The sequence below is a fragment of the Rhodococcus sp. HNM0563 genome (genome assembly GCF_012726195.1).
GTDB lineage: Bacteria > Actinomycetota > Actinomycetes > Mycobacteriales > Mycobacteriaceae > Rhodococcus.
In genome coordinates this window covers 19,370-42,580 of sequence record NZ_JAASAF010000010.1, presented here as the reverse complement: position 1 = coordinate 42,580, position 23,211 = coordinate 19,370, and the positions used below count along the sequence as shown (strand labels likewise).

Here is a 23,211-nt window from a genome sequence, read left to right as displayed (position 1 = left end):
CCATGACCGGCACCGCGGCAGCATCTGTGACGTGCGCACTCGCCGCCGCGGTGCTGCTCGCCGTCAGCATGGTCGCCCAGCAACGCACCGCCGCCGCCGTTCCCACCTCCGGTCCACTCGTCGCCAGCCTCATCCGCAACCCACGCTGGTGGGCGGCGGTGGTCGTGGACGGCGGCGGCTACACCCTCCAAGTTCTCGCGCTCGCTCTCGGCACCGTCCTGATCGTGCAACCCCTGCTCGTCTCGTCGCTGCTGTTCGCCATCCCCATCTCCGCCTACTACACCCGACGACGACCCGACCGCCGCACCCTCCTGCTCGCCGCGGCCCTCTGCATCGCGTTGGCCATGTTCCTGATCGCCGGCAATCCCACCGCGGGAAACATCGACGCTGCCGCCACCCGATGGGCACTGCCCCTCACGATCACCCTGGCCGTCGCCGCCTGCACCGCCGCACTCGGCACCGCCCCCGGAACGCCGAGACGCCGCGCCATGCTGCTCGGCACCGCCGCGGGCATCCTCTACGGCGTCGCGGCCGCCCTCACCAAACATGTCACCGACCTGATGGAACGCGGCCTACCCACCGTTCTCGGTTCATGGCAGCTCTGGACCGTGATCACCGCCGGGCTCACCGGCATGTACCTGCAGCAACGCGCCTTCCAGGCCGGGTCGCTCACAGCCTCCCTACCCACCCTGACGATCGCCGAACCGCTCGCCGCCGCGGTCCTCGGCATCACCGTGCTCGGCGAACACCTCGACACCGACGGACTCGGCCTCATCGCCACCGCCATCGCCATCGCGGTCATGGCCGTGACCACGCTCGCGCTCGCCCGCACCGTCACCACACCGGTGACGGACAAGACCGCAACGACCGAACCCACCCGGTCCTGATCAGGTCCCCGACCGCGACAACACCGCAACCAAGAAATCCGAATCCTCCGCGAACGGGCGCAGATCCCATGTCGACAGCAACAGCTCCGGAGTGAGCCCTCCGGCTGCGGCATCAGCAAGGAACTCTGCGAAGTCGTAGTCGCGGCCCGCACCGAACCCCACCACCGCACGCCCTGACGGCGCCAGATGCCGCGCCAACCCGGCCAACGTCGCCCGACGCGTCGACGGCGCCAAGAACGTCATCACATTGCCCGCACACACGATCGCGTCGAACTCCGCCGCCACACCACGACTCGGCAGATCCAACTCGGCCAGATCCCCGACCAACCACGTCGGGCCCGGATAGTCCTCCTCGGCCGCCGCAATCAGCACCGGGTCGACATCGACCCCCACCACGACATGCCCCACCCCGTGGAGATAGCCACCCAACCGGCCCGGACCACACCCCGCATCGAGCACCCGCGCACCCCGCGTCAACATCGCGTCGATCAACCGGGCCTCGCCCACGATGTCCTCACCCTGCGCCGCCATCGTGCGGAAACGCTCGACATACCAACTCGAATGCGACGGATCCGCGGCGGTGATGTCCTCCCACTGGCTTCGAATGCGCTCGGCCAACGTCCCACCTCCTCGATCGGGCCGCCCAGTGCGAGCCACGTACGTCCCACCCTATGCACTGCACCGCAGCACGAGACAGCCCACGACCCCCGAACTAGAATGACCACTTTCACCACACTGTCCAGGACCAGAGCATCCATCCCGGACCCGACGAGAGGAACACGGTGCCCGCGGCACCCACTATCGGCATGCCCCCGGCCGAAGCCGCCGCCACCCCGACACCGGAGCGGCACTGATGTCCGTCGCCCTGTCCATCCTCAGCCTCCTCGGCTTCGTCGCACTCACCGCAGGCACCGCACTGTTCGTCGCTGCCGAGTTCTCCCTGACCGCCCTCGAACGCAGCACCGTCGAAGCACACGCCCGAGGCGGCGACGCCCGCGCCCGCCAGGTACAGCACGCCCACAGCACCCTCTCGTTCCAACTGTCCGGCGCCCAACTCGGCATCACCATCACCACCCTGATCACCGGCTACCTCGCCGAACCCGTCCTCGCCCGCTTCCTCAACCCGGTATTCGGGGCCATCGGGCTGTCCGAGAACACTGCCGGCACCCTGTCCCTGATCGTCGCGCTCGTCCTCGCAACGTCCTTCTCCATGATCTTCGGTGAACTCGTCCCGAAGAACATCGCCATCTCCCGGCCCATGGCCACCGCCCGCACCACCGCCGGCCTCCAAGCCGGCTTCTCGCTGGTCTTCCGCTGGGCCATCAACGGCCTCAACGGCACCGCCAACCGCATCCTGCGGCGCATGGGCATCGAACCCGCAGAAGAATTACGCTCGGCGCGCTCTCCTCAGGAACTCGGCTCCCTCGTCCGCGCCTCCGCTGAAGGCGGAGTCCTCGACGAATCCACAGCCCGCCTCGTCGACCGTTCACTGCGCTTCGGTGAACGCACTGCCGAAGACCTCATGACCCCGCGCGTGACCATCGAATGCCTCGATCAGCGCGACACCGTCCTCGACCTGATCGCATTGTCCTCCCGCACCGGATACTCCCGATTCCCGGTGATCGACGCCGATCTGGACTCCACACTCGGCGTTGTCCACGTCAAACACGCATTCACTGTCACCGCCGACCGGCGCGGCACCACCGCCGTCCGGGATCTCGCCCGAAAAGTGCCGATCGTGCCGTCGACCCTCGACGGCGACACCGTCATGGAGCGAGTCCGCGCCCACGGAATGCAGGTCGCCCTCGTCGCCGACGAATACGGCGGCACCGCCGGGATCGTGACCATGGAGGACCTCGTCGAGGAGATCATCGGAGACGTCCGCGACGAACACGACGAACCACAACCCGACGCGCACCCACTCGGCAACGGATGGTCGTGCTCCGGGCTCCTGCGCATCGACGAGGTCGAACGCCTCACCGGCTACCGCGCGCCCGACGGCGACTACGAGACGATCGGCGGGCTCGTCCTCACCGAACTCGGTCGCATCCCCGAGATCCACGACGAAATCCCGCTCCCTGCCCGCGACCACGACGACCCCCCGTGGCTCGCCCGGATCCTAGAGATGGACGGCCACCGCATCGACCGTCTATTGCTGACCCCCACCGACCACGACGATCCGGGTCAGGAGCAGCCATGAACGACCTGCTCGCCGTCGCCCTGACCATACTGCTCCTCGCCGGCAACGCCTTCTTCGTCGGCGCCGAATTCTCGCTGATCACCGCCCGGCGCGACCGACTCGAAGCGCTTCACGCCCAAGGCAAGAAACGTGCCCACACCGTCATCGCCGCCGGCGAACACCTCTCCCTCATGCTCGCCGGCTCCCAACTCGGCATCACGATCTGCTCGATCCTCCTCGGTCGCGTCGGCGAACCCGCAATCGCCCACCTCATCGAGAGCCCACTTCACCTGATCGGCCTCCCCGTCCAACTCCTGCACCCCATCGCGTTCGCCATCTCGATCACGCTCGTGGTGACACTGCACATCCTGCTCGGCGAGATGGTGCCCAAGAACATCGCGATCGCCGGACCCGAACGCACCGCCATGCTCCTCGTCCCGATCCACCTGCAGTTCATGCGCCCCGCCCGACCCTTGATCGCCTTCTACAACTGGTGCGCCAACATCACCTTGCGACTGGTACGTATCGAACCCAAAGACGAACTCGACGCGACCGTCACCGCAGTCGAACTGACCGAGATGATCGGTGAATCGCGATCCGAAGGCCTGATCGACGAAGAAGAACACCGTCGCCTGATCCACGCACTGAACACCGGTGGACGCACCGTCTCCGATGTCCTCATCCCGGTCGACGATGTCCGCACCGTGCCCGCCACCACTGCCGGCGTCGCCCTCGGCGCCATCGAACTGGCCGTCACCACCACCGGATTCTCGCGCTATCCCACCCGCACCGCCGCCGGCGGCTACACCGGATACCTCCACGTCAAGGACATCCTCGACCTCGTCCACGACCACACCGCGGGCCCCGACACCGTGATTCCACCAAGCACCATCCGACGGCTCCCGTCACTCCCGCTCGACACCGCACTCGACGATGCCCTGTCCCAACTCCGCCGTACCCGCTCCCACCTCGGCTGCGTAGTCGACCTCACCGGCGCCACGCTCGGCATCGTCGCCCTCGAAGACCTGGTCGAAGAATTCGTCGGCACGGTCCGCGACGCCACCCACCGCATCACCGATCCCACTCCCGGGAAACGCACAGGAGGCACACCCGAGTGACCGAGGCCCCGACCGCCCACCGCGAGGTGATTCTCACCGAGAGCCAATGGACCGCGCGCCGCGACCGACATCGGCACGAGGTCGACGACCTGCTCGCCGCGTATCTGCGCCGGCGCGCGGCGCACGAGAAACATCCCGTTCACGATTTCCTGTTCACGTACTACAGCCACCGGCCCGCTCAGCTGCGGCGGTGGCATCCCGGATTCGGCACCGTTCTGCTCGGGGCGGGTCGCGACTACCGCAACCATCCCGCCTACGAGCGGGTCGTCATCGACGGCACGCCCGGGGTCCGGGTGAGCTCCGACACCCTCGGGCGTCGGTCCGGCACCGTCGAGTTCGTGACCGAACTGCTGACGCGCACTGGTTCGAGGCCCGCTCAGCTCGGCTGTTTCGGGCTCCACGAATGGGCGATGGTGTACCGCACGAGCAGCGACGATGTGCGGCATTCGGCGGTGCCGCTGCGGCTCGGCCACGCCGGCACCGATGCGGTGGTGGAATCAATGCAGTTGCGCTGCAGTCATTATGACGCCTATCGGTTCTTCAGCCCGGAAGCGACGCCTCGCAACGTCGAGCCCCTCACCCGCGATACCCAACTCGATCACGAGCAGCCCGGATGCCTGCACGCTGGTATGGATCTCTACAAGTGGTGTTACAAGCTCTCTCCCCTGGTGGATTCGGACCTGCTGTTGCGTTGTTTCCGGCACGCCGCCGCGGCACGCGAACTCGATATGAGGGCGAGCCCGTATGATCTGGGCGACTACGGCTACTCGCCCATCACGATCGAGACTGCCGCCGGACGCGCACAGTACGTCCGCGAGCAGTCGGCGCTCACCTCTCGCGCCGCGGACCTGCGACAGGACCTGCTCGAACGATGCACCGCCCTGCGCGCGCGTCGAACCGACGTACGCCCCTAGCTACCGGCGGGTAACATAATTGGTGAATTTTCGTGCGGCTCCCGGAACGTGACAACACCGGGCGCACAGCAACCGGAAAGAGTGAGGGTAATGACTGAACGCGTGACCGTCGGCGGACTGCAGATCGCCAAGGTGCTCTACGACTTCGTCAACAACGAGGCGCTCCCCGGCACCGGAGTGGACGCCGAGGCGTTCTGGACCGGAGCCGACAAGATCGTCGAAGAGCTCGCCCCCAAGAACCGCGCCCTGCTCGCCAAGCGCGACGACCTTCAGGCCCAGATCGACACCTGGCACCGCGACCGCGCCGGAACCCCCCACGACGCAGCCGCCTACAAGGCCTTCCTCGAAGAAATCGGCTACCTCGTCCCCGTGCCCGCACCCTTCGAGGTCACTACCGCCGGAGTCGACAGCGAGATCACCTCCACCGCCGGCCCGCAGCTCGTGGTGCCGATCCTCAACGCCCGCTTCGCACTCAACGCCTCCAACGCCCGATGGGGTTCACTGTACGACGCGCTGTACGGCACCGACGCCATCTCCGAAGACGACGGCGCGGAGAAGACCGCAGGCTACAACAAGGTCCGCGGCGACAAGGTCATCGCCTGGGCCCGCGACTTCCTCGACAAGGCCGCCCCGCTGGCGACCGGCTCCCACACCGGCACCACCGCCTACGTCATCGAGGACGGCGCGCTGAAGGTCACGCTCGCCGACGGCACCGTCACCACCCTCGCCCAGCCCGAGAAGCTCGTCGGCTACCTCGGCGAGACCACCGCCCCCACCTCGGTCCTGCTGCGCAACAACGGCCTGCACATCGACATCCAGATCGACCCCCAGTCCCCGATCGGCAGCACCGACACCGCCGGCATCAAGGACCTCGTCCTCGAATCGGCCGTCACCACGATCATGGACTTCGAGGACTCCGTGGCCGCCGTCGACGCCGACGACAAAACCCTCGGCTACCGCAACTGGCTCGGACTCAACCGCGGCGACCTGACCGAGTCGTTCGACAAGGGCGGTAAGACCCTCACCCGCACCCTCAACGCCAACCGCGTCTACACCGGTATCGACGGCAACGACCTCGAACTGCACGGCCGCTCCCTGCTGTTCGTGCGCAACGTCGGCCACCTCATGACCACCCCCGCCATCCTCGACGCCGACGGCAACGAAATCCCCGAAGGCATCCTCGACGCCCTGATCACCAGCCTCTGCGCCGTCCACGGCCTGCACACCGACGACGCACACGGCGCCCTGGCCAACAGCCGCACCGGCTCGATCTACATCGTCAAGCCCAAGCAACACGGCCCCGAGGAATCCGCCTTCACCACCGAACTGTTCGGCCGCGTCGAACAGGTGCTCGGCCTTCCCGCCAACACCCTCAAAGTCGGCATCATGGACGAGGAGCGGCGCACCACCGTCAACCTCGCCGCCTGCATCGAAGCCGCCTCCGAGCGCGTCGTGTTCATCAACACCGGCTTCCTCGATCGCACCGGCGACGAAATCCACACCTCCATGGAGGCCGGCGCCGTCGTGCGCAAGGCAGCCATGAAGCAGCAGAAGTGGATCGCCGCGTACGAGGACTGGAACGTCGACACCGGACTCGCCGCCGGGCTGCAGGGCAAGGCACAGATCGGCAAGGGCATGTGGGCGATGACCGACCTCATGGCCGACATGCTCGAGCAGAAGATCAGCCAGCCCAAGGCCGGCGCCAACACCGCGTGGGTCCCGTCCCCGACCGGCGCCACCCTGCACGCCACCCACTACCACGAGGTCGATGTCTTCGCAGTGCAGGACGCATTGAAGGGCGCGCCCCGCGCCACCGTCGACGACATCCTCACCATCCCGCTCGCCGAGAACACCGACTGGTCCGACGCCGAGAAGCGCGAAGAACTCGACAACAACTGCCAGTCCATCCTCGGCTACGTGGTCCGCTGGATCGACGCCGGTGTCGGCTGCTCCAAGGTTCCCGACATCCACGACGTCGCACTGATGGAAGACCGCGCGACCCTGCGCATCTCGAGCCAGCTCCTCGCGAACTGGATCCGCCACGGCATCGTCACCGAGGACGAGGTCGTCGCCGCCCTCGAGCGGATGGCACCGGTCGTCGACCGTCAGAACGAAGGCGATGCCACCTACCGGAACATGGCACCGAACTTCGACACCAACATCGCCTTCCAGGCCGCGAAGGAACTGATCCTCGAAGGCGGCACGCAGCCCAGCGGCTACACCGAGCCGATCCTGCACCGTCGCCGCCGAGAGTACAAGGCCGCAAACGCCTGACCCCGACACCCCCAGGAGGAGCGATGGGCCCCGATCCGCGTGGATCGGGGCCCATCGTCGCACCACCGGGGCAGGCATAGACCGGTACTCTCGACACCTCACTAGACTGCTGGGGCCCGACCACAACGAAACGAGGCGAGAAACCCGTGGCTCGACATCGCGGATCCGGTGGAACACGTGGCGTCAGCACAGGCATCATCGTTTCCCTGGTCGCGGTCGCCCTACTGGTTCTCGGCATCATCGGCTGGCTCCAGCTCCGCAATCGAATCGACGAACAGGCCACCGAAGCAGCCAGGACCTGCGTAGAAGGCGACGTCGAACTGCGCATCGCCGCCGACCCGCTCATTGCCCCCACCCTCTCCGACCTCGCCGACACGTGGAACGCCGACGTCGCACCCGTGATCCGCGACTATTGCGTCACCGCTCACGTCGCCGCCACCGAATCCACCACGGCCGCCGCGACCCTCGCCGACGGCACCTGGAACCCCGAACTCGGACCCGAACCCGCTCTCTGGGTGCCCATCGACACCCGCGCCGCCGACCGTGCGGGCTCGAGCGCGAGCGGGCAACGTCGATCCCTCGCCACCTCACCGCTCGTCCTCGCCACTCCCACAGCCCTGAACAACGGACTCACCACAGCCGGGGTCGATTGGCGCGACCTACCGTCGCTGCAGTCCGTGCCCGGATCCCTCAGCGCCCTCGGCCTGGCCCCTTGGGAATCTCTGCGCATGGCACTGCCCACCGGAACAGACAGCGATGCCACGACGTCCGCCCTCGAAGCCGTCGCCACCACCGGGACAGGACCGCTGACACGCGACGAAGCACAGTCACCGGACGTCGTGACTGCAATCACCGAACTCGCACTCGGCGCCGACGCACTCGACATCGCGGCAGGCCCTTCCACCGCGGACGCGCTCACGGCACTCGCCACGAACACCGCCCCCGATTCCCCGATCCACGCAGTGCCCGCGGTAGAAAAACAACTGCACGACGCAGTCACTAATGGAACCGCCGCAGACCTTGCCGGATTTCGTCCCGCAGGTGCCACGCCCATCGCCGACTTCCCCGCAGTGATCCCGAGCGCCCCCTGGATCGACGAAACACTCTCCCGGGCCGCCGGAGAGTTCATCGACTACGTGCGCAACCCCGACCAGGCCCAGGACTTCCTCGATGCCGGCTTCCGGAACCACGACGGTGATTCCCCCGTTCGATCCGACTTCTCATTCGCGCCGGTCGTCGAGGTCCTCACCCCGGCAGATCCCTCCGCCGGCGACGCCCTCCTCGATATCCGCCTCGACCCCCAACCGCCTGTCAAGACCACCGTGCTCGTGGACACCACCACCTCCATGGCCACCACCGCAGAAAATGGCAACACCCGACTCGACGACACTGCGACCGCAATAGAGAACGTTCTCCGCCGTTCCCCGAACTCCTCGATCATCGGGATACATGTCTTCGACGACACATCGTCCTCCCGAGTCGCTGTTGCCCGCGATGCGCTCACCGGCGAGCAGCGCGCGGCGCTGAACTCTGCACTCGACGCAGTCACCCCCACCGAGACTGCGCCGGTGTACGAATCGATCCTCGCCGCGTACGCCGATGCCGTCGACAACTACGATCCGTCCAGACCGAACTCGGTGCTCGTGATCCTCGACAGCGACGACGAGAGCCTGGACGGCAACGAGACGAACACCGACGTCGATTCCGGCACCGGTACAGGCGACGAGCTTCTCGACGGAATCAGCGAGCTCACCGACAGCGCATCACCGGTTCGGGTGGACATCGTCGTACTCGGCGACGATGTCACCGACCCCGAGACACTGCAAGACCTCACCGCCCGCACCGGCGGGTCGTACTCCACGCTCGCCACCACCGCGAACGACGATCTGACCGCCTTACTCCGAAAGCTCACTTCCTGACCGTGATCCGACTGCTCGTCGCGGGGACGTTCCTCGCCCTCATCACCTACTGGTTCCACCGTCGCCTCGTACGAGCGCCCGGCCTCACCGGGAGAGCCGCACTGGCGGCCGATATCGTCCTCGTAGCGTTACTCGCGGCCGCCTCGATCGCGTCCGTCACCGGCACTGTTCTCGACCCCGCTTGGGCACGTCCGCTGGGCTTCCTCGGCTACAGCTGGTTCGCCGCGGGTCTCTACTTGATCATCGGTCTCCTCGTCATCGGCGCTTTCTGCCTCGGGGCACGGCTCGTGCGACGATTCCGCAGGGGTAAGTCCCCCTCGGAGGAAGCCGGCGCATCGCACCGACCACCACGCCGTGCACTCCGGATCGCAACGGCCACCCTCGTTGCCGCCACCGTCGCCACGATCGGCTATGGAAGTCTGATCGAGGCAGCCAATCCTCGGCTCGTTCACTCCACCATCGCCCTGCCCGGGCTTCCGGACGAGTTCGACGGCATCCGCGTCGCCTTGATCACCGACTTGCACGTCGGTCCGGCACGCGGCGCCGGGTTCGTGCGGGGAGTCGTCGATCAGGTTAACGAACAGCGACCCGACCTCATCGTTCTCGGCGGGGATCTCGCTGACGGCACCGTCGAATTGGTAGGTGACGACCTCGCGCCCCTCAGCGAGCTTCGTGCCCCGCTCGGGATCTACGGGGTGAGTGGCAATCACGAGTACTACTCGGACGACGCCTCGTCCTGGCTCGATCATTGGGAAACTCTGGGTGTGAAGACCCTGCGAAACGAAAACGTCCTCGTGACGCACAACGGCGAGCAGATCGCACTGGCAGGCGTGCACGACTACACCGCTCCCGCACCGGATGCAGCGGATCTACCTCGAGCCATCGAGGGACTGGCTCCGGAGACCTTCGTTCTTCTTGCCGCACACCAGCCGAAACACGTCCTCGAAGCACAGGATCTCGGTGTGGACCTTCAGTTGTCCGGGCATACGCACGGCGGCCAGATGTGGCCCCTCGGATACATCGTCGCTGCTGCAAATCCCACTGTCACCGGGCTGGACCACTTCGGCGACACCGCAATTTACACGTCGCTAGGAGCCGGTGCGTGGGGCCCACCGGTCCGCGTCGCAACTCCGCCCGAAGTTTCCATTCTCGAGCTCGTCACACAGAAGTAGCTGCGCCGCTGCCTGAACAGACCTCTCTTCGATGGTTTTTCAGAGGGGAAGTTCGGTGCCTGAGAGAGCATATATTCGGTATATCTAAGTTTTCCGTACGGTACCGAATATTTCGGTCGAAGAGTGTGTGGCTGCGGGCGTTGCCCGCAGCCACAGGACGTCAGCTGCTGTATGCCTCCAGCGGAGGGCACGAGCAGACCAGGTTGCGGTCGCCGTGGGCCCCGTCGATTCGACGGACCGCCGGCCACACCTTTGCGCGCCCCTTCCCCAGCGGAAACACTGCAGTTTCACGCGGATACGGGTGAGTCCACTCCCCCACGAGGCACTCTGCGGTGTGCGGTGCGCCTCGCAGAGGATTGTCGTCGACCGGCCATTCTCCGGCTCCGACCCTGTCGATCTCCGCGCGAATCGAGATCATCGCATCGACGAACTCGTCGATCTCGTTCAAGTCCTCACTTTCGGTCGGTTCGACCATAAGCGTGCCCGCGACGGGAAAACTCATGGTCGGCGCATGGAATCCGTAGTCTGCGAGACGCTTGGCCACGTCATCGACGGTGACACCGGTGTCCCTGGTCAGCTGACGCAGATCGAGGATGCACTCGTGCGCCACCATCCCGTTCGCACCCGTGTACAGCACCGGGAAGTACTCGTCGAGGCGACGCGCAATGTAGTTCGCCGAAGCGATCGCAGTGAGCGAAGCCCGGCGAAGCCCGGAAGCCCCCATCAGCTTGATGTATGCCCACGTGATCGGCAGGATCGACGCCGACCCGTAAGGCGCAGCCGACACCGGCCCCACGCCGCCGAGACCAGGTACAGCGGGGTGACCCGGGAGGAACGGCGTGAGATGCGAACGAACGCCGATCGGACCGACTCCCGGCCCGCCACCACCGTGTGGAATGCAGAAGGTCTTGTGCAGGTTCAGGTGGCTCACATCGCCACCGAACCTGCCCGGCCGGGCCAGACCCACGAGTGCGTTGAGGTTTGCACCATCGATGTACACCTGCCCGCCTGCGTCGTGCACGGCACCGCAGATGTCCTCGATCTCGTGTTCGTAGACGCCGTGGGTCGACGGGTAGGTGATCATGATCGCGGCCAGCCGTTCAGCGTGGTCGGCGATCTTCGCTCGCAGATCGTCGAGGTCGACGTCACCGTTGGGACGGCACGCCACCACCTCGACACGCATACCTGCCATCACCGCAGAGGCGGCATTGGTTCCGTGCGCGCTCGACGGAATCAAGCAGGTGTCGCGGTGGTCGTCACCGCGGCTCAGGTGGTAATGGCGGATAGCGAGCAGACCTGCGTATTCACCCTGACTGCCTGCGTTGGGCTGCAAGGTCACGGCGTCGTACCCGGTCACTGCGGCGAGCCAGCGTTCGAGATCCGAGATCAGGTCCCGGATTCCGACGGTCTGATCCGCGGGAGCGAACGGGTGCAAGCCCGCGAACTCCGGCCACGTGATGGCTTCCATCTCAGCCGCGGCGTTGAGTTTCATCGTGCAGGACCCGAGCGGGATCATGGTGCGGTCGAGCGCGAGATCCTTGTCGGACAACCGCCGCAGATACCGCATCATCGCGGTCTCCGTCCGGTACTTCGTGAACGCCTCGTGCTTCAGGAAGTCACTGGTTCGGCCGAGCGCCTCCGGGATGGATGCTCGATCGGCTGCGACCGTCTCCTCAGCGGCGATACCGAACGCGGAAAGCACACTCGCCACGTGTGCATCCGTCGTCGCTTCGTCGCAGGAGATCGACACGTGGTCCGCGTCGACGAGATACAGATTGACCGACCGCTCGGCCGCCGCTGCTACGACCTCGCCGGCGCGCCCCGGAACCCGGACCAGGACGGTATCGAAGAAGTCGTCGTGAACGACCTCGACTCCCCCGCGTCGCAGCGAGGCAGCGAGCCCGGCCGCATGGGCAGCCACTCGTCGCGCGATTCCGGTCAGTCCCTCCGCGCCGTGATACGACGCGTACATCGCGGCGAGGACCGCCAGAAGCACCTGAGCGGTACAGATGTTGCTGGTCGCCTTCTCACGGCGAATATGCTGTTCACGGGTCTGCAACGCAAGCCGGTAGGCCGAGGTACCGTCGGCGTCGACCGAGACACCGACGAGACGTCCCGGCAGATTCCGCGTGTGCGCCGCGTTTACCGCCAAATATCCCGCATGTGGGCCACCGAATCCCATCGGCACCCCGAATCGCTGGGTGGTGCCGAAGCAGGCATCGGCGCCCTTCTCCCCGGGCGGAGTCATCAGCGTCATTGCCAGGAGGTCCGCGCCCACCGCGACCATCGCACCGCGCTCATGTGCCGCATCGATCACGGGAGCAACATCGAACACCCGGCCCGACGCACCCGGCACCTGCAGGATCACACCGAAGAACTCCCCCTCGGGAAGTCCCTCCTCCACAAGGTCAGCGGTGACGAGCTCGATGCCGAGCGGCTCGGCGCGGGTTGCGAGCACCGCGGCGGTCTGAGTGAACAGATCGGAATCGACGACGAACCGGTGGCTCTTGGACTTGCGGTTGGCACGACGCAGCAAGGTCATCGCTTCCGCCGCAGCAGTAGCTTCGTCGAGCATCGAGGAGTTCGCGACTTCCATACCGGTCAGGTCTGCGACCATCGTCTGGAAATTGAGCAACGCTTCGAGCCGGCCCTGACTGATCTCCGGCTGATACGGCGTGTAGGCCGTGTACCACGCGGGATTCTCGATGATGTTGCGCAGCAGTACCGGCGGAGTGAGCGTGTCGTAGTAACCGTGCCCGATCATGGAGGTCGCGACCGTGTTGCGCGACGCCAGGGCTTTCAGGCCGGCGAGGACCTCGTGTTCGCTGAGCGGCGCGTCGAGGACATCGAGTCCGTCGGCAACTTCGCCCGCGCAGTGGTCGAGAATGCCCGCGGGCAGTGCCTTTGCGACGAGGTCCTCGAGCGTATCGACTCCGACAACGTCGAGGATCCGACGCATCTCCTGCGCATCGGGTCCGATGTGACGATCGGCGAAATTCCAGGTGACGGCATCTGTCATCGCAGCTCCCAGGCTGGTCGGCGAGGTTCGCACGTGCGCGGTCGGCACGGGCGGTTCCTCCCCCTCTGTCCTGAGCTCGCGAGGCGAGCGCCTGAGAGATTCGGTCCTGGTCGGCGAACCTTTCCCCGTGGGCGGGTGGGTGCTCCCACCACTTTCCAGAGACGTCGTAGCTCACGCGGTCCTGGGTGCCTGAGAGATTGACGGGGAGGTGCTGCTCCTTCGGCGCCCGGACATGTTGGTCCGGGGCTCTCCCGCGGGACGGCGACGCATACCGATTCTAGAGCACGAGCGGGCCGATCGAGTCCACCCTCTTCCGGAGGGTGACATACGCCCTATCCGATGCGGCGGTTGATGCGGTTTCGACGGCGGGAAGCCAGTTCGTCCTCGGGCTTCTCTTCGACGTCGTATCCCTCTGCGCGCTCGGCCGGGAAGTCCGCGATACTGCCCGTCAATTCCCGGACTGCCCCACTGACTGCGATACCGAACACACCTTGCCCGCCTTGAAGCAGGTCGACGACCTCTTCCGGGGATGTGCATTCGTAGACAGTGGTGCCGTCGGAGAAAAGGGTGATCTTGGCCAGGTCCCGTACGCCACGGCTCCGGAGGTGGTCGACCGCCACGCGAATGTTCTGCAGCGAGACGCCGGTATCGAGAAGGCGCTTGACTATCTTGAGGACCAAAATGTCCTTGAACGAGTACAGCCGTTGGCTTCCGGAACCCGCCGCGCTCCTGATCGAAGGCACTACCAGATTGGTTCGCGCCCAGTAGTCGAGCTGACGGTAGCTGATACCCGCAATCTGGCACGCGATCGGGACCCGATAGCCGACAAGTTCATCGGGGACCGAGTTGTCGGGAAACAGCCCCGGCTGCAGATCCTCGGAAGTGTCCGATACCGGTACCGGAGCCACGCGATCGCCGGTGCCGGCACCGAGTTGCTGTCCTTGCGGCCGATCTCGCACTTTGTGACTTCCTCTCGCGCGCCCCGTTGTCCCTCGCCACCACGGACCAGGCGGATCCCCTCCGCATCCGATCCCGTACATCCCCCGGTTCACCCGACTTGTCCCGTAACGGATCAACCAAGCGTACGCCCTGTGTGATTCAGGTCGAGCAGCAACACGCCGACTCGGAAAGTAACGTTCGACGATACACGGGTTCGTCGCGGTGCGTCGTCGAACAACTTCGACCCGACCCGTCGGCGCGACGAGCAGATCAGCCGTCTGTTGCCTTGAAGTCGTCGGGCGAGACCGATTCGAGGAATTCCTTGAACTTCTCGACCTCGTCTTCCTTCTCCTCAGGCATCGCGAGGCCCGCTTCCGCCAGAACTGATTCCTCGGCAAATACCGGTGCACCGGTGCGCAACGCGACGGCAACTGCGTCCGAAGGACGACACGAGACCCGCATCTCCCCTTCGAAGAGGAGATCGGCGTAGAACGTACCCTCCTGAAGATCCACTATCCGGACCTCGAGGAGGGCGTGACCGAACGCGTCGAGAAGATTCTTGATCAGATCGTGCGTGAGCGGCCGGGCCGGCTCCACTCCCTGCTGTTCCAGCGCAATGGCGGTCGCCTCCATCTGACCGATCCAGATCGGTAGGTACCGCTCGCCCTCTGCTTCGCGCAGCAGAAGGACAGGCTGGTTCTGGGGTTGCTCGACTCGGATACCGACGATCCTCATCTCGCTCATAACGGCGCCTCCGTCCCGGTGCCTGTCAGTCGCGTGGTCGCTGACACGTACTGCCTGAATTCTAGTGCGCTCGTTCGTGTACGTCAGGTGCCCGAAACCCGAAGACCCACCGCTTCTCGTGCGCAATACCGCTGCAGGGCTACCTCGACGATCGAGGTCAACGATCGAGTGACCCCTGCACCGCCGACTTGACGAGGCATGTATGCAACGTCAGAGACAGCGCAGCCAACTCACGAACCATCTCTTCGGCGCGTTCCCGGGCCCCTGCATCGCGTCCCTTGGCGACAGGACCGGCGATCTGGGCGACGAGGCCCGCTTCGCGGTCTGCCGCCAATTTGAACGCGCGTAGGTGCCGGACTTCCAGTCCGAACCGGGACATTGCCTTCGCTGTCCGCGCCAGCAATACCGCATCGTCGTCGAAGAAGCCTGCCGCACCCGGCGTGAGGAGCCCCGCGCCCACCAGCTCGGTGAGGAACACGGTGTCGATGCCGGCCCGTTCACAGAGGTCGTCTCGACTCACTCGGATCTGGCGGTCGGTACGAAGGTCCTCGGGAGAAACCTCGCCCCGCGCGACCGCGAGCTGGCGCGGTCGCTTGGGGCGAGTTTCGACGGCTCCCACCGTTGCGGCACCACGGTCGATCGCCTCGAGCTGTTCCTTGATCACCTTCAGCGGGAGGTACTGATCGCGCTGCGCGGTGAGCACGTACCGGAGTCGCTCACAGTCCGCGATCGAGAACCGCCGGTAACCCGACGGTGTGCGCTCCGGACTGATCAGTCCTTCGGCTTCGAGAAATCTGATCTTCGAGATCGTCACGTCCGGGAACTCCGGGCGGAGTCGATCGAGTACGGACCCGATCGACATACCTGCCGGCGCCGGCTGGCGGGCAGCGGTCATCAGCTACCTGCGCCCTGAGTGCCCCGCGGGCCTGTCAAGAACACCAGACGGAACTTTCCGATCTGGACCTCGTCGCCATTCGCGAGTACTGCCGAGTCGACGGGCTCACGATTGACGTAGGTGCCATTGAGGCTTCCCACATCGACGACCTGGAACTCGCCGTCGTCCTGGCGGAACTCTGCGTGACGACGGCTGACAGTGACATCATCGAGGAAGATGTCGCTGTCGGGGTGTCGTCCGGCGGACGTGGTGGGCTGGTCGAGCAGGAATCGCGACCCCGCGTTGGGACCGCGCTTGACGACGAGCAGGGCCGCCCCGGCCGGAAGACCTTCGACTCCCGAGACCGGTGCTTCGGTCGTCGCAGCCGCGCCGGTGTTCTCCAATTCGTTCAGGAAGTCGGCACGAAACACCGAAGTGGTTTCCGCTGGGGTCTCTTCGTAGCCCGCGTTGCCGTTCTCGCTCACCGTTTCTCCTTATCCGTTCGATAGTCCGGGTGGTCCCGGACGATCGTCATTCGTTCGCCACCACCACGGTCGGACACGGCACACGCCATACCCGACCGTACCCTGCGCATGCCCCTGGTGCAGGTAGTCGCGGTTACGTCACCCAGGGGATCTCATCCTTCTGTGATCGTTCTGTATCCGGCGGCGTCGAGGGTCCGTTCCAAGGCAGCGTCGAGATCCGACTCGCTACTCGATTCGATATCGATCAGCCACCCTTCTGCATACGGCGCGCTGTTGACCAACTCGGGGCTCGCCTCGAGGTCGCCGTTCACCGCCACGACCGTTGCGGCAAAGGGCGCATAGACATCCGAGACACTCTTGGTGGATTCGACCTCACCGAACGAATCGCCTGCAGCGAGGGCGGATCCGGTGTCGGGCAACTGCACGAACACCACATCACCGAGCTGGGATTGAGCGTAGTCGGTGATACCGATCCGGGCGGTGGTCGCCCCAGTCCGCTGGACCCACTCGTGCTCCGCGGTGTATCGCAGATCGGCGGGCGTCTCGAACTCACTCACGGCAGTTCCTTTCGGGGGCGACGATTCGGCACGAACGTCTGTTTCAGTTTCCTGGCTGAGCGTATTGGCGCGGCTCGATTTCCCGCAAGGCGGGCACCTCGACCTGCGACAACTGCTCGACAGTCAAAGTTCCACCGCGGCGAGCGACCGTATCCACCACACCGCCGGGGATGTTCAACGCCGCAGCGAGCGTCGGCCCGTCCCCGATAGCAGTAACCGTATAGGGCGCCGGGAGATTTCGATCGTCGACAGTGATATCGCCGCCCTGCCCTCCGAACCACGAATCGACGCCGATGCGCACCGCTGTCCCGTCGGCTCCGGCGATCTGCATGGTGTCCGCACCCGCCGCACGGAGTTCCTGAATCGTGTCGAGGACGACCTCGGAGCCGACTCCGTCGAGCGGGTCGTCGATCGTCAGGACGACACCCGGCCCCGACGCGGGAACCGTACCCAGCTGGATCGACAGGTTCTGCAGACGAGCACGGGCTTCGGACAGAGCGGCATCCGAACCGTTCTGCTCGAATCCTTCGAGAGTGCGCTCGAGGCCTGTGATCTCTTGCCGCAGCGCCGCCTCGCGTCGGTTGAGGCTGTCGAGGAGCACGAGCAGGTCGGCGGGGCGGGCGGAGTCGAGAGTGTCTCCCGTCTCGGTATTCTTCACCTGGGTGGCGATAGCCGTGCCGAGCAGGGCGACGAGCAACATTGCAAGCACCGCGTACACCCGGCGCTTGCGCCCGGAGTCCGGCGTGCCCGACAGAGCGTGTCCGGAGGTGTCCTCGGCCATCGCTCACGCCCCGAAAAGTCTGCGGCGCAAGGCCGACGCGTTCCCGAAAATGCGGATCCCGAGGACGACGATGACCGCGGTCGAGAGCTGGGTACCCACGCCGAGCTGGTCCCCGAGCCACACGATGAGTGCGGCGACGAGGACGTTGAACACGAAGGAGACGACGAAGACCTTCGCGTCGAAAATGTCGTCCAGATAGGCACGCAGTCCACCGAATACCGTATCGAGCGCAGCGACCACCGCTATCGGCAGGTACGGCTGAACCAGGTCGGGTACCTGGGGACTGAACACGATTCCGGCTACGATGCCGATCACAAGTGCCAGTACCGCATACAGCGCCTGACCGTGCCGAAGGTGCTTCACCGATTCCCCTCTTCCCGAGCCGATTCGACTGTACGTACCGTGGCTGCCGGCAGTTCGAGCTCTCCTGCCTCGGCGATCGTGAAACCTACCCCGTAGAGTTGTTTGATTCCCGAGAGCCTGAGATAGGCGTCGCTCACCACGAAATCCGTCTGCATCCGGGCCTGCGGTCCGACGGCGGAGACGACGTAGGGCGAGAACACCGGTCGGTTGTCGACGAGCATCGCTCCCCCTGCCTGCCGGACGGTCACGCCGGGTCCGATGCGCACGTCGCCGACCGACACTGCCTCGGCACCGCCTGCCCACAGTGCGTTGACCACCGATTGCAGGTCTCGGTCGAGGACGGTCGCGGCGTCGCCGGTGTCGTGCACCGACGGGTCCGACAGGTTCGGCCGACCCGTCGGATCGGAAAGGGTGACGGTGATCCCGGGGCCGACGACAGGCACGCCGGCAGCCGCGATCTGCGCTGCGCGCAGCGCGTCGAGCGCCATCGCACCCTCGGCATCGTGGGCCACCAGTTCAGCGCTGCGCTGCTCGACCGTGTCGGTCAGTTCATCGCGGCGGGCCACGAGGGTGGCGATGCGTTCCTCACTGGTACGTAGCGAATCGAGAATCTCGGCGCGCGCCTGATCTGCTCCCGGTTCACGATCGAGGTTCTCGGCGTAGGCCGCACCGAGAACGAGACCGGCAAGAATACAGCCGATGACGAGCCAGGCCCTGGTGCGTGCCGGCGATGCGGCAGCGCGACCCGCTGCCCGGTCCTCGGCGGCGGCACCGTAACCAGGATCGAGGTGGTCCTCGAGCAGCGACTTGAGCAGCGAGGGGACCGGGTTCCGGGGGATCTGTTCCCAGCGACGATTCACTCGGCTGGTCGCTCCTCGTTCGGAGGCACTGCACGGGCGATCCATACGGCCTGACCGATGTAGAGCAGCCCGGTCCAGATGTAGAGCGCCGAACCCCAGATCAGGGCGGCCCAGCCGAGTGGGTGCGCCACGACGGACGTCGCGGGTAGCGCCAGGTCGAGCAGCAGCAGCGGCAATGCGCACATGAGCAGGAATGTCGCGCCTTTACCCAGGTACAGAACGTCGGGTGGGGGCATGCCCCGACGCCGGTATACGGCGAGGGTCGGGACCAGCACGAGTTCGCGCCCGACCAGGATCGCGGCGATCCACCACGGGATGACGTCCCGCACGACCAACGCGAGCAGCGTGGTGACTATGTAGAGCCGATCGACCATGGGGTCGAGCAGCGCGCCGAGCCGGGACGCCTGGTCGAGCAGGCGGGCGAGCTTGCCGTCGGCCCAGTCGGTGAATCCGCTGAGGAAGAGGATCGCGAGCGCCCAGCCGTCCGCGTGGACAACGAGGATCAAGTAGAGGAACAGGGGTATTCCGAGAAGCCGCACGAAGCTGAGCAGGTTCGGGATGGTGAGGATGCGATCGGCACCCGGGCGGACGTCGTCCGGAGTCGTCACGTCACCCATCGTGCCCCCTGTCTTGTCTACGCGGTACGGTCCACCAACCTTTTCACACCGGCCGTGGGGGTCGCCGCGAGGTGGTCAGCGCCATGCGAACACCGGTTGCTCGAGTCCGTCGATACGAGTGTGCCGACCATGGAGGGCAACTTCACGGAACTGGTAGACCACTGCGGCGGTGGGTGCGTGAATGAGGTGACCACGGAACGGCCACTGGATGACCGGCTTGTCCGACTCAGGGATGTCCACGAATCGAGGCTCGCTGTCCAACTCGGCCTCCGTGACGGAGAACAAGACGTCGACCTCGTCGGGGCTCGGTTTCAGATCGGCGATCGTCGTGTCGGACCACACGACGAACGGTGACATCACATATCCGGATCGGGTGACGTAGTCGTCGAGGCGCCCGACGATGGAGTTCGGCGCGGCGTCGAGTCCGAGCTCCTCGTGCAGTTCCCTCAGCGCTGCTTCCTCGGGCGTCTCCCCGGGGTCGAGTCGCCCGCCGGGGAGCGCGAACTGGCCGGGATGTGCACGTAATCTCGTCGGCCTGCGGGTCAGAGGCATGACGGGTTTGCCTGCATCGTCGTTCAGGACAGCGATGACGACCGCGGCATGGCGGCGCCCTTCGAGCGGAATCCGACGCGACTCGAAGCAGGCGAGCGAGTCCTGAAGTGCCGTGTGCGTCAGTGCGTTCGATATGGGCATGGTGCGACATTATCTCACTCGAGTTCGGTTTACCCAGTTATTCCGTGCAATCCGAAATCCGCTAGCCTTTCTGGAGACAGGTGTACTCAGTGCGACTACGCTCTCTCCCACGTTCCGCCGAATCCCACCCCGAAATCCGCGGAGGACCTCATGACCGCCGACCCCGCAGGACTGGACACCGCAGCACTTCGCACCCATCTGCAGACCGCCGCCCCCCGGTCTGCTCGACGGGCCGCTGACCGCCCGCCTCATCAGTGGCGGGCGATCGAACCTCACCTACGGCGTGAGCAACGGCGAGCGGGAACTGGTCCTGCGGCGCCCACCGCTCGGGCATGTACTGGAGACCGCGCACGACATGGCACGCGAGCACCGCGTGATCACGGCGCTGGCAGGAACCGAGGTTCCTGTGCCGCGTACTCATCTCCTGTGCACGGACACCGAGGTCATCGGCGCACCGTTCTACCTCATGGATCTCGTCCCGGGCACTCCCTTCCGTACTGCCGAGGAACTCGCTCCGCTCGGGGAGGATCGGGTGCGTGCGATCTCCGAGCGGACGATCGACACCCTGGCGAGACTCCACTCAGTGGTGCCTGCGACGGTCGGGCTCGAGGACTTCGGCCGGCCCGAGGGCTTCCTCGAACGACAGGTTCACCGATGGAAGACTCAGCTCGATGCGTCCCGGAGCCGTACGCTCGACGGCGCCGACGAGCTATACCGGCTACTGGTCGAGCAGCTGCCTTCGGCGAGCGGCGCTGCGATCGTGCACGGCGACTACCGCCTCGACAACGCACTCATCGACGAACGTGATCAGGTTGCGGCGGTGCTGGATTGGGAGATGGCGACGCTCGGCGATCCGCTCACCGATGTCGCGCTCCTCGTGGTCTACCAACAACTCGCGGACCGGGACGGGCCAGTGCCGGTGTCGACCGTATCGCGTGCGCCGGGGTTCCTCGGCGAGGACGCGATGCTGTCGCGCTACGCGAACGCGAGCGGCAGGAACCTGTCGGAGATGGCTTTTCACCTCGGCCTGGCCTATTTCAAGCTCGCGGTGATTCTCGAGGGCATTCATTTCCGGTTCCTGCAGGGTCAGACCGTGGGTGACGGCTTCAGTGCGTTCGGTGATGCTGTGGAACCCCTCCTCCGCGAGGGGCTTTCGGCTCTGCGACGGTAAGGTACATTCATGCCGCATCCGATCATGTTCGACGAGACGGATCCGTTGCTGGCTCGGGTGCGCACCCTCGCTCTCGCATACCCGGGCGCACACGAGAAGATCTCGCACGGTCGCCCGTTCTTCTTCACCAAGACCTCGTTCGCGGTCTATGGCGGCTCCGAGAAGGACACCCGGGCCCCGTTTCCCCGATCGTTGATCGTCAAGCCCGACCGCGACGAACGGCTTGCCCTCCTCGGTGAACCCCACACGTATCTGCCGATGTATCTGGGTCCGTCGGGGTGGATCGGGTACGACCTCGACCGCCGCGAGGTGGATTGGGAGGAGGTTGCGGAACTGATCGACATGTCGTTCCGCGAGACTGCTCCTGCGAAGCTGGTACGCGAACTGGACGCGCGTCTCGGTTGAGTCGCCCGTCCGGCTCGTGTGCGGGTTCCCTCTCGATCAGTCGGTACTGCCGCTGATGTTGACCATCCACTGGACACCGAACTTGTCGATGCACATTCCGAAGCTGTCGCCCCACGGCGCCTTCTCGAGGGGTATCGCCTCGGTGCCGCCGGCGACGAGTTCATTCCAGTAACCGCGGAGTTCGGATTCGTCGTCGCCGCTGAGGGATATCGAGTAGTTGTTTCCGGGGGTGTGGTCCATTCCGGGGGGCGTGTCCGAGGCCATGAGCACGAAACCGCTCGTGGTGGTGAGCATCGCATGCATCACCTTGCTGTCCACCGCGGCGTCGCCGGTGGGTTGCCCCTCCCCGAACGTGCTGATCTCGAGTTCCCCGCCGAAGACGGTCTTGTAGAACTCGATCGCGTCACGCGCGTTGTCACGGAAGCTGATGTACGGATTGAGTCGAGTGGTCATCGCGAACTCCTGATCTGTTCGGAGGGAAAGTCGGCACTACACGGATGGACTCTGCGTAGTGCCGTTTCTCATCGTGTCCTGTCCCACTTGCTCGCGGAGCCTTTCGACGGATCCCGGCTCAGGACACCGACACGGTTCGCCGCAGGTTCTCCTCGTCGTCGACAGCGGAGGCGAGAACCTGGCCGACCTTGTTGCGCGAGACCTGCCAGCCTGCGAGCTCACCGCGAGTCGAGGTGAACGCGTCTCCGCCGCCTGGCGAGTCGTTCAGGTTGACCGGTTGTACGAGGGTCCAGTCGAGGCCGCTCTCGTGCACGAAGCGATCCTGGATCACGGTGTCGGCGATCTGTGGCCCGAGAAGCAGCGAGAACATGAGCTTGTAACGCAACGGCAGGCGGCCGTCGGTGTCACCCACTCCGTAGGTGGTCTGGACGATCAGGCGCCGCACACCGTGACGTGTCATCGCGTCGATGATGTTGCGGGTCCCGGTGGACCGCACGTCGAGTGCTGTACGCGCCGGGCCGCGCAGCCGTACTCGGACGGGATTCTCGGTGATGCCGAGGGTGACGATGACAGCGTCCTGGCCGCGGACCGCGCGGTCGACGTCATCGAGACAGGTGGCATCCCCGATCACACCCAAGGTTCGGTCGCCGAAGGTGTGCTGCGCATCGGGTGTACGGACCATGACGGTCACGTCGTGGCCGCGGTCGAGGAGTGCGGTGACGGCTGCGCGACCAGAGCCGCCTGTTGCGCCGATGACAAGTACTTTCATGGTGTCCTCCTGAGTTCG

23 protein-coding genes and 1 riboswitch are annotated in these 23,211 nt (G+C 65.6%); of the genes, 9 read left to right on the top strand and 14 right to left on the bottom strand.

Annotated features, from left to right (window positions below):
* Positions 1-2 precede the first annotated feature (2 nt).
* Positions 3-887 carry a DMT family transporter gene (locus HCA61_RS21175; RefSeq protein WP_169690173.1) on the top strand — a complete coding sequence of 295 codons (885 nt, stop codon included), beginning with the start codon at positions 3-5 and terminating at the stop codon, positions 885-887.
* Here HCA61_RS21175 and HCA61_RS21170 read toward each other — a convergent pair whose 3' ends face one another.
* Positions 888-1,505 carry a class I SAM-dependent methyltransferase gene (locus tag HCA61_RS21170; protein WP_169690172.1) on the bottom strand — a complete coding sequence of 206 codons (618 nt, stop codon included), beginning with the start codon at positions 1,503-1,505 and terminating at the stop codon, positions 888-890.
* Between the two features lie 235 nt (positions 1,506-1,740).
* Between HCA61_RS21170 and HCA61_RS21165 the strand changes: the two genes are divergently transcribed.
* The 6 genes from HCA61_RS21165 to HCA61_RS21140 all read left to right on the top strand — a co-directional run bounded on the left by HCA61_RS21165 (position 1,741) and on the right by HCA61_RS21140 (position 10,463).
* Positions 1,741-3,087: a hemolysin family protein gene (locus tag HCA61_RS21165; protein WP_169690171.1), complete on the top strand. Its 1,347-nt coding sequence runs from the start codon at positions 1,741-1,743 to the stop codon at positions 3,085-3,087.
* The gene (locus HCA61_RS21160) at positions 3,084-4,184 is read left to right on the top strand and encodes a hemolysin family protein (RefSeq protein ID WP_169690170.1); all 1,101 of its coding nucleotides are present in this window, start codon (positions 3,084-3,086) and stop codon (positions 4,182-4,184) included. Before HCA61_RS21165 ends, HCA61_RS21160 begins: the two co-directional genes overlap by 4 nt.
* A complete protein-coding gene (locus HCA61_RS21155; RefSeq protein ID WP_169690169.1) occupies positions 4,181-5,098 on the top strand; it encodes a 3-methyladenine DNA glycosylase in 918 nt (305 codons plus the stop codon). Before HCA61_RS21160 ends, HCA61_RS21155 begins: the two co-directional genes overlap by 4 nt.
* A gap of 90 nt (positions 5,099-5,188) precedes the next feature.
* Entirely contained in the window at positions 5,189-7,372 is a 2,184-nt protein-coding gene (locus HCA61_RS21150; protein WP_169690168.1) for a malate synthase G, read from the top strand.
* Between the two features lie 146 nt (positions 7,373-7,518).
* Positions 7,519-9,291: a substrate-binding domain-containing protein gene (locus HCA61_RS21145; RefSeq protein WP_169690167.1), complete on the top strand. Its 1,773-nt coding sequence runs from the start codon at positions 7,519-7,521 to the stop codon at positions 9,289-9,291.
* Between the two features lie 2 nt (positions 9,292-9,293).
* Complete coding sequence (locus HCA61_RS21140; protein ID WP_169690166.1) at positions 9,294-10,463, top strand: metallophosphoesterase; 1,170 nt, start codon at positions 9,294-9,296, stop codon at positions 10,461-10,463.
* 160 nt (positions 10,464-10,623) lie between these two features.
* Here the strand turns inward: HCA61_RS21140 and gcvP are convergent, their stop codons facing one another.
* From gcvP to HCA61_RS21085, 11 genes are all read right to left on the bottom strand, one after another.
* A complete protein-coding gene (gcvP, locus tag HCA61_RS21135) occupies positions 10,624-13,482 on the bottom strand; it encodes an aminomethyl-transferring glycine dehydrogenase (protein WP_169690165.1) in 2,859 nt (952 codons plus the stop codon).
* A 166-nt stretch (positions 13,483-13,648) separates the two neighbouring features.
* Positions 13,649-13,746, bottom strand: a riboswitch (glycine riboswitch).
* Positions 13,747-13,814: 68 nt separating this feature from the next.
* The gene (locus HCA61_RS21130) at positions 13,815-14,390 is read right to left on the bottom strand and encodes a MerR family transcriptional regulator (protein ID WP_308198851.1); all 576 of its coding nucleotides are present in this window, start codon (positions 14,388-14,390) and stop codon (positions 13,815-13,817) included.
* Between the two features lie 301 nt (positions 14,391-14,691).
* Positions 14,692-15,165, bottom strand: a complete 474-nt coding sequence (locus HCA61_RS21125; protein ID WP_169690164.1) for a bifunctional nuclease family protein — start codon at positions 15,163-15,165, stop codon at positions 14,692-14,694.
* 157 nt (positions 15,166-15,322) lie between these two features.
* A complete protein-coding gene (locus HCA61_RS21120; protein ID WP_169690163.1) occupies positions 15,323-16,060 on the bottom strand; it encodes a MerR family transcriptional regulator in 738 nt (245 codons plus the stop codon).
* Positions 16,060-16,524: a glycogen accumulation regulator GarA gene (gene garA, locus HCA61_RS21115; RefSeq protein ID WP_169690162.1), complete on the bottom strand. Its 465-nt coding sequence runs from the start codon at positions 16,522-16,524 to the stop codon at positions 16,060-16,062. Before garA ends, HCA61_RS21120 begins: the two co-directional genes overlap by 1 nt.
* A gap of 152 nt (positions 16,525-16,676) precedes the next feature.
* The gene (gene gcvH, locus HCA61_RS21110) at positions 16,677-17,081 is read right to left on the bottom strand and encodes a glycine cleavage system protein GcvH (protein WP_169690161.1); all 405 of its coding nucleotides are present in this window, start codon (positions 17,079-17,081) and stop codon (positions 16,677-16,679) included.
* A 43-nt stretch (positions 17,082-17,124) separates the two neighbouring features.
* Positions 17,125-17,862 (bottom strand): DUF881 domain-containing protein, encoded by a 738-nt coding sequence (locus HCA61_RS21105; protein WP_169690160.1) that lies wholly within the window; start codon positions 17,860-17,862, stop codon positions 17,125-17,127.
* 3 nt (positions 17,863-17,865) lie between these two features.
* Complete coding sequence (locus tag HCA61_RS21100; RefSeq protein ID WP_169690159.1) at positions 17,866-18,225, bottom strand: DUF1290 domain-containing protein; 360 nt, start codon at positions 18,223-18,225, stop codon at positions 17,866-17,868.
* A complete protein-coding gene (locus tag HCA61_RS21095) occupies positions 18,222-19,085 on the bottom strand; it encodes a DUF881 domain-containing protein (protein WP_169690158.1) in 864 nt (287 codons plus the stop codon). Before HCA61_RS21095 ends, HCA61_RS21100 begins: the two co-directional genes overlap by 4 nt.
* Positions 19,082-19,693 (bottom strand): CDP-alcohol phosphatidyltransferase family protein, encoded by a 612-nt coding sequence (locus tag HCA61_RS21090; protein ID WP_247274814.1) that lies wholly within the window; start codon positions 19,691-19,693, stop codon positions 19,082-19,084. Before HCA61_RS21090 ends, HCA61_RS21095 begins: the two co-directional genes overlap by 4 nt.
* Positions 19,694-19,777: 84 nt before the next feature.
* Entirely contained in the window at positions 19,778-20,395 is a 618-nt protein-coding gene (locus HCA61_RS21085) for a CoA pyrophosphatase (RefSeq protein ID WP_169690156.1), read from the bottom strand.
* A gap of 283 nt (positions 20,396-20,678) precedes the next feature.
* Here HCA61_RS21085 and HCA61_RS21080 point away from each other — a divergent pair, with 283 nt between their 5' ends.
* The gene (locus HCA61_RS21080) at positions 20,679-21,566 is read left to right on the top strand and encodes a phosphotransferase family protein (RefSeq protein WP_247274815.1); all 888 of its coding nucleotides are present in this window, start codon (positions 20,679-20,681) and stop codon (positions 21,564-21,566) included.
* 9 nt (positions 21,567-21,575) lie between these two features.
* Positions 21,576-21,971: an MmcQ/YjbR family DNA-binding protein gene (locus HCA61_RS21075; RefSeq protein WP_169690155.1), complete on the top strand. Its 396-nt coding sequence runs from the start codon at positions 21,576-21,578 to the stop codon at positions 21,969-21,971.
* 36 nt (positions 21,972-22,007) lie between these two features.
* On the opposite strand, the gene HCA61_RS21070 is transcribed toward HCA61_RS21075, so the two are convergent.
* Positions 22,008-22,424, bottom strand: coding sequence for a VOC family protein (locus tag HCA61_RS21070; protein ID WP_169690154.1), 417 nt, complete (start codon positions 22,422-22,424; stop codon positions 22,008-22,010).
* Between the two features lie 118 nt (positions 22,425-22,542).
* A complete protein-coding gene (locus HCA61_RS21065) occupies positions 22,543-23,193 on the bottom strand; it encodes an NAD(P)-binding oxidoreductase (RefSeq protein ID WP_169690153.1) in 651 nt (216 codons plus the stop codon).
* Between the last annotated feature and the right edge of the window lie 18 nt (positions 23,194-23,211).

Coding starts and splice junctions, on each gene's coding strand:
- HCA61_RS21160 (WP_169690170.1), top strand. CDS start 3,084: ATGAACGACCTGCTCGCCGTCGCCCTGACCATACTGCTCCTCGCCGGC.
- HCA61_RS21065 (WP_169690153.1), bottom strand. CDS start 23,193: ATGAAAGTACTTGTCATCGGCGCAACAGGCGGCTCTGGTCGCGCAGCC.
- HCA61_RS21150 (WP_169690168.1), top strand. CDS start 5,189: ATGACTGAACGCGTGACCGTCGGCGGACTGCAGATCGCCAAGGTGCTC.
- HCA61_RS21085 (WP_169690156.1), bottom strand. CDS start 20,395: ATGCCCATATCGAACGCACTGACGCACACGGCACTTCAGGACTCGCTC.
- HCA61_RS21075 (WP_169690155.1), top strand. CDS start 21,576: ATGCCGCATCCGATCATGTTCGACGAGACGGATCCGTTGCTGGCTCGG.
- HCA61_RS21120 (WP_169690163.1), bottom strand. CDS start 16,060: ATGACCGCTGCCCGCCAGCCGGCGCCGGCAGGTATGTCGATCGGGTCC.
- HCA61_RS21165 (WP_169690171.1), top strand. CDS start 1,741: ATGTCCGTCGCCCTGTCCATCCTCAGCCTCCTCGGCTTCGTCGCACTC.
- HCA61_RS21125 (WP_169690164.1), bottom strand. CDS start 15,165: ATGAGCGAGATGAGGATCGTCGGTATCCGAGTCGAGCAACCCCAGAAC.
- HCA61_RS21070 (WP_169690154.1), bottom strand. CDS start 22,424: ATGACCACTCGACTCAATCCGTACATCAGCTTCCGTGACAACGCGCGT.
- gcvP (WP_169690165.1), bottom strand. CDS start 13,482: ATGACAGATGCCGTCACCTGGAATTTCGCCGATCGTCACATCGGACCC.
- HCA61_RS21175 (WP_169690173.1), top strand. CDS start 3: ATGACCGGCACCGCGGCAGCATCTGTGACGTGCGCACTCGCCGCCGCG.
- HCA61_RS21105 (WP_169690160.1), bottom strand. CDS start 17,862: ATGGCCGAGGACACCTCCGGACACGCTCTGTCGGGCACGCCGGACTCC.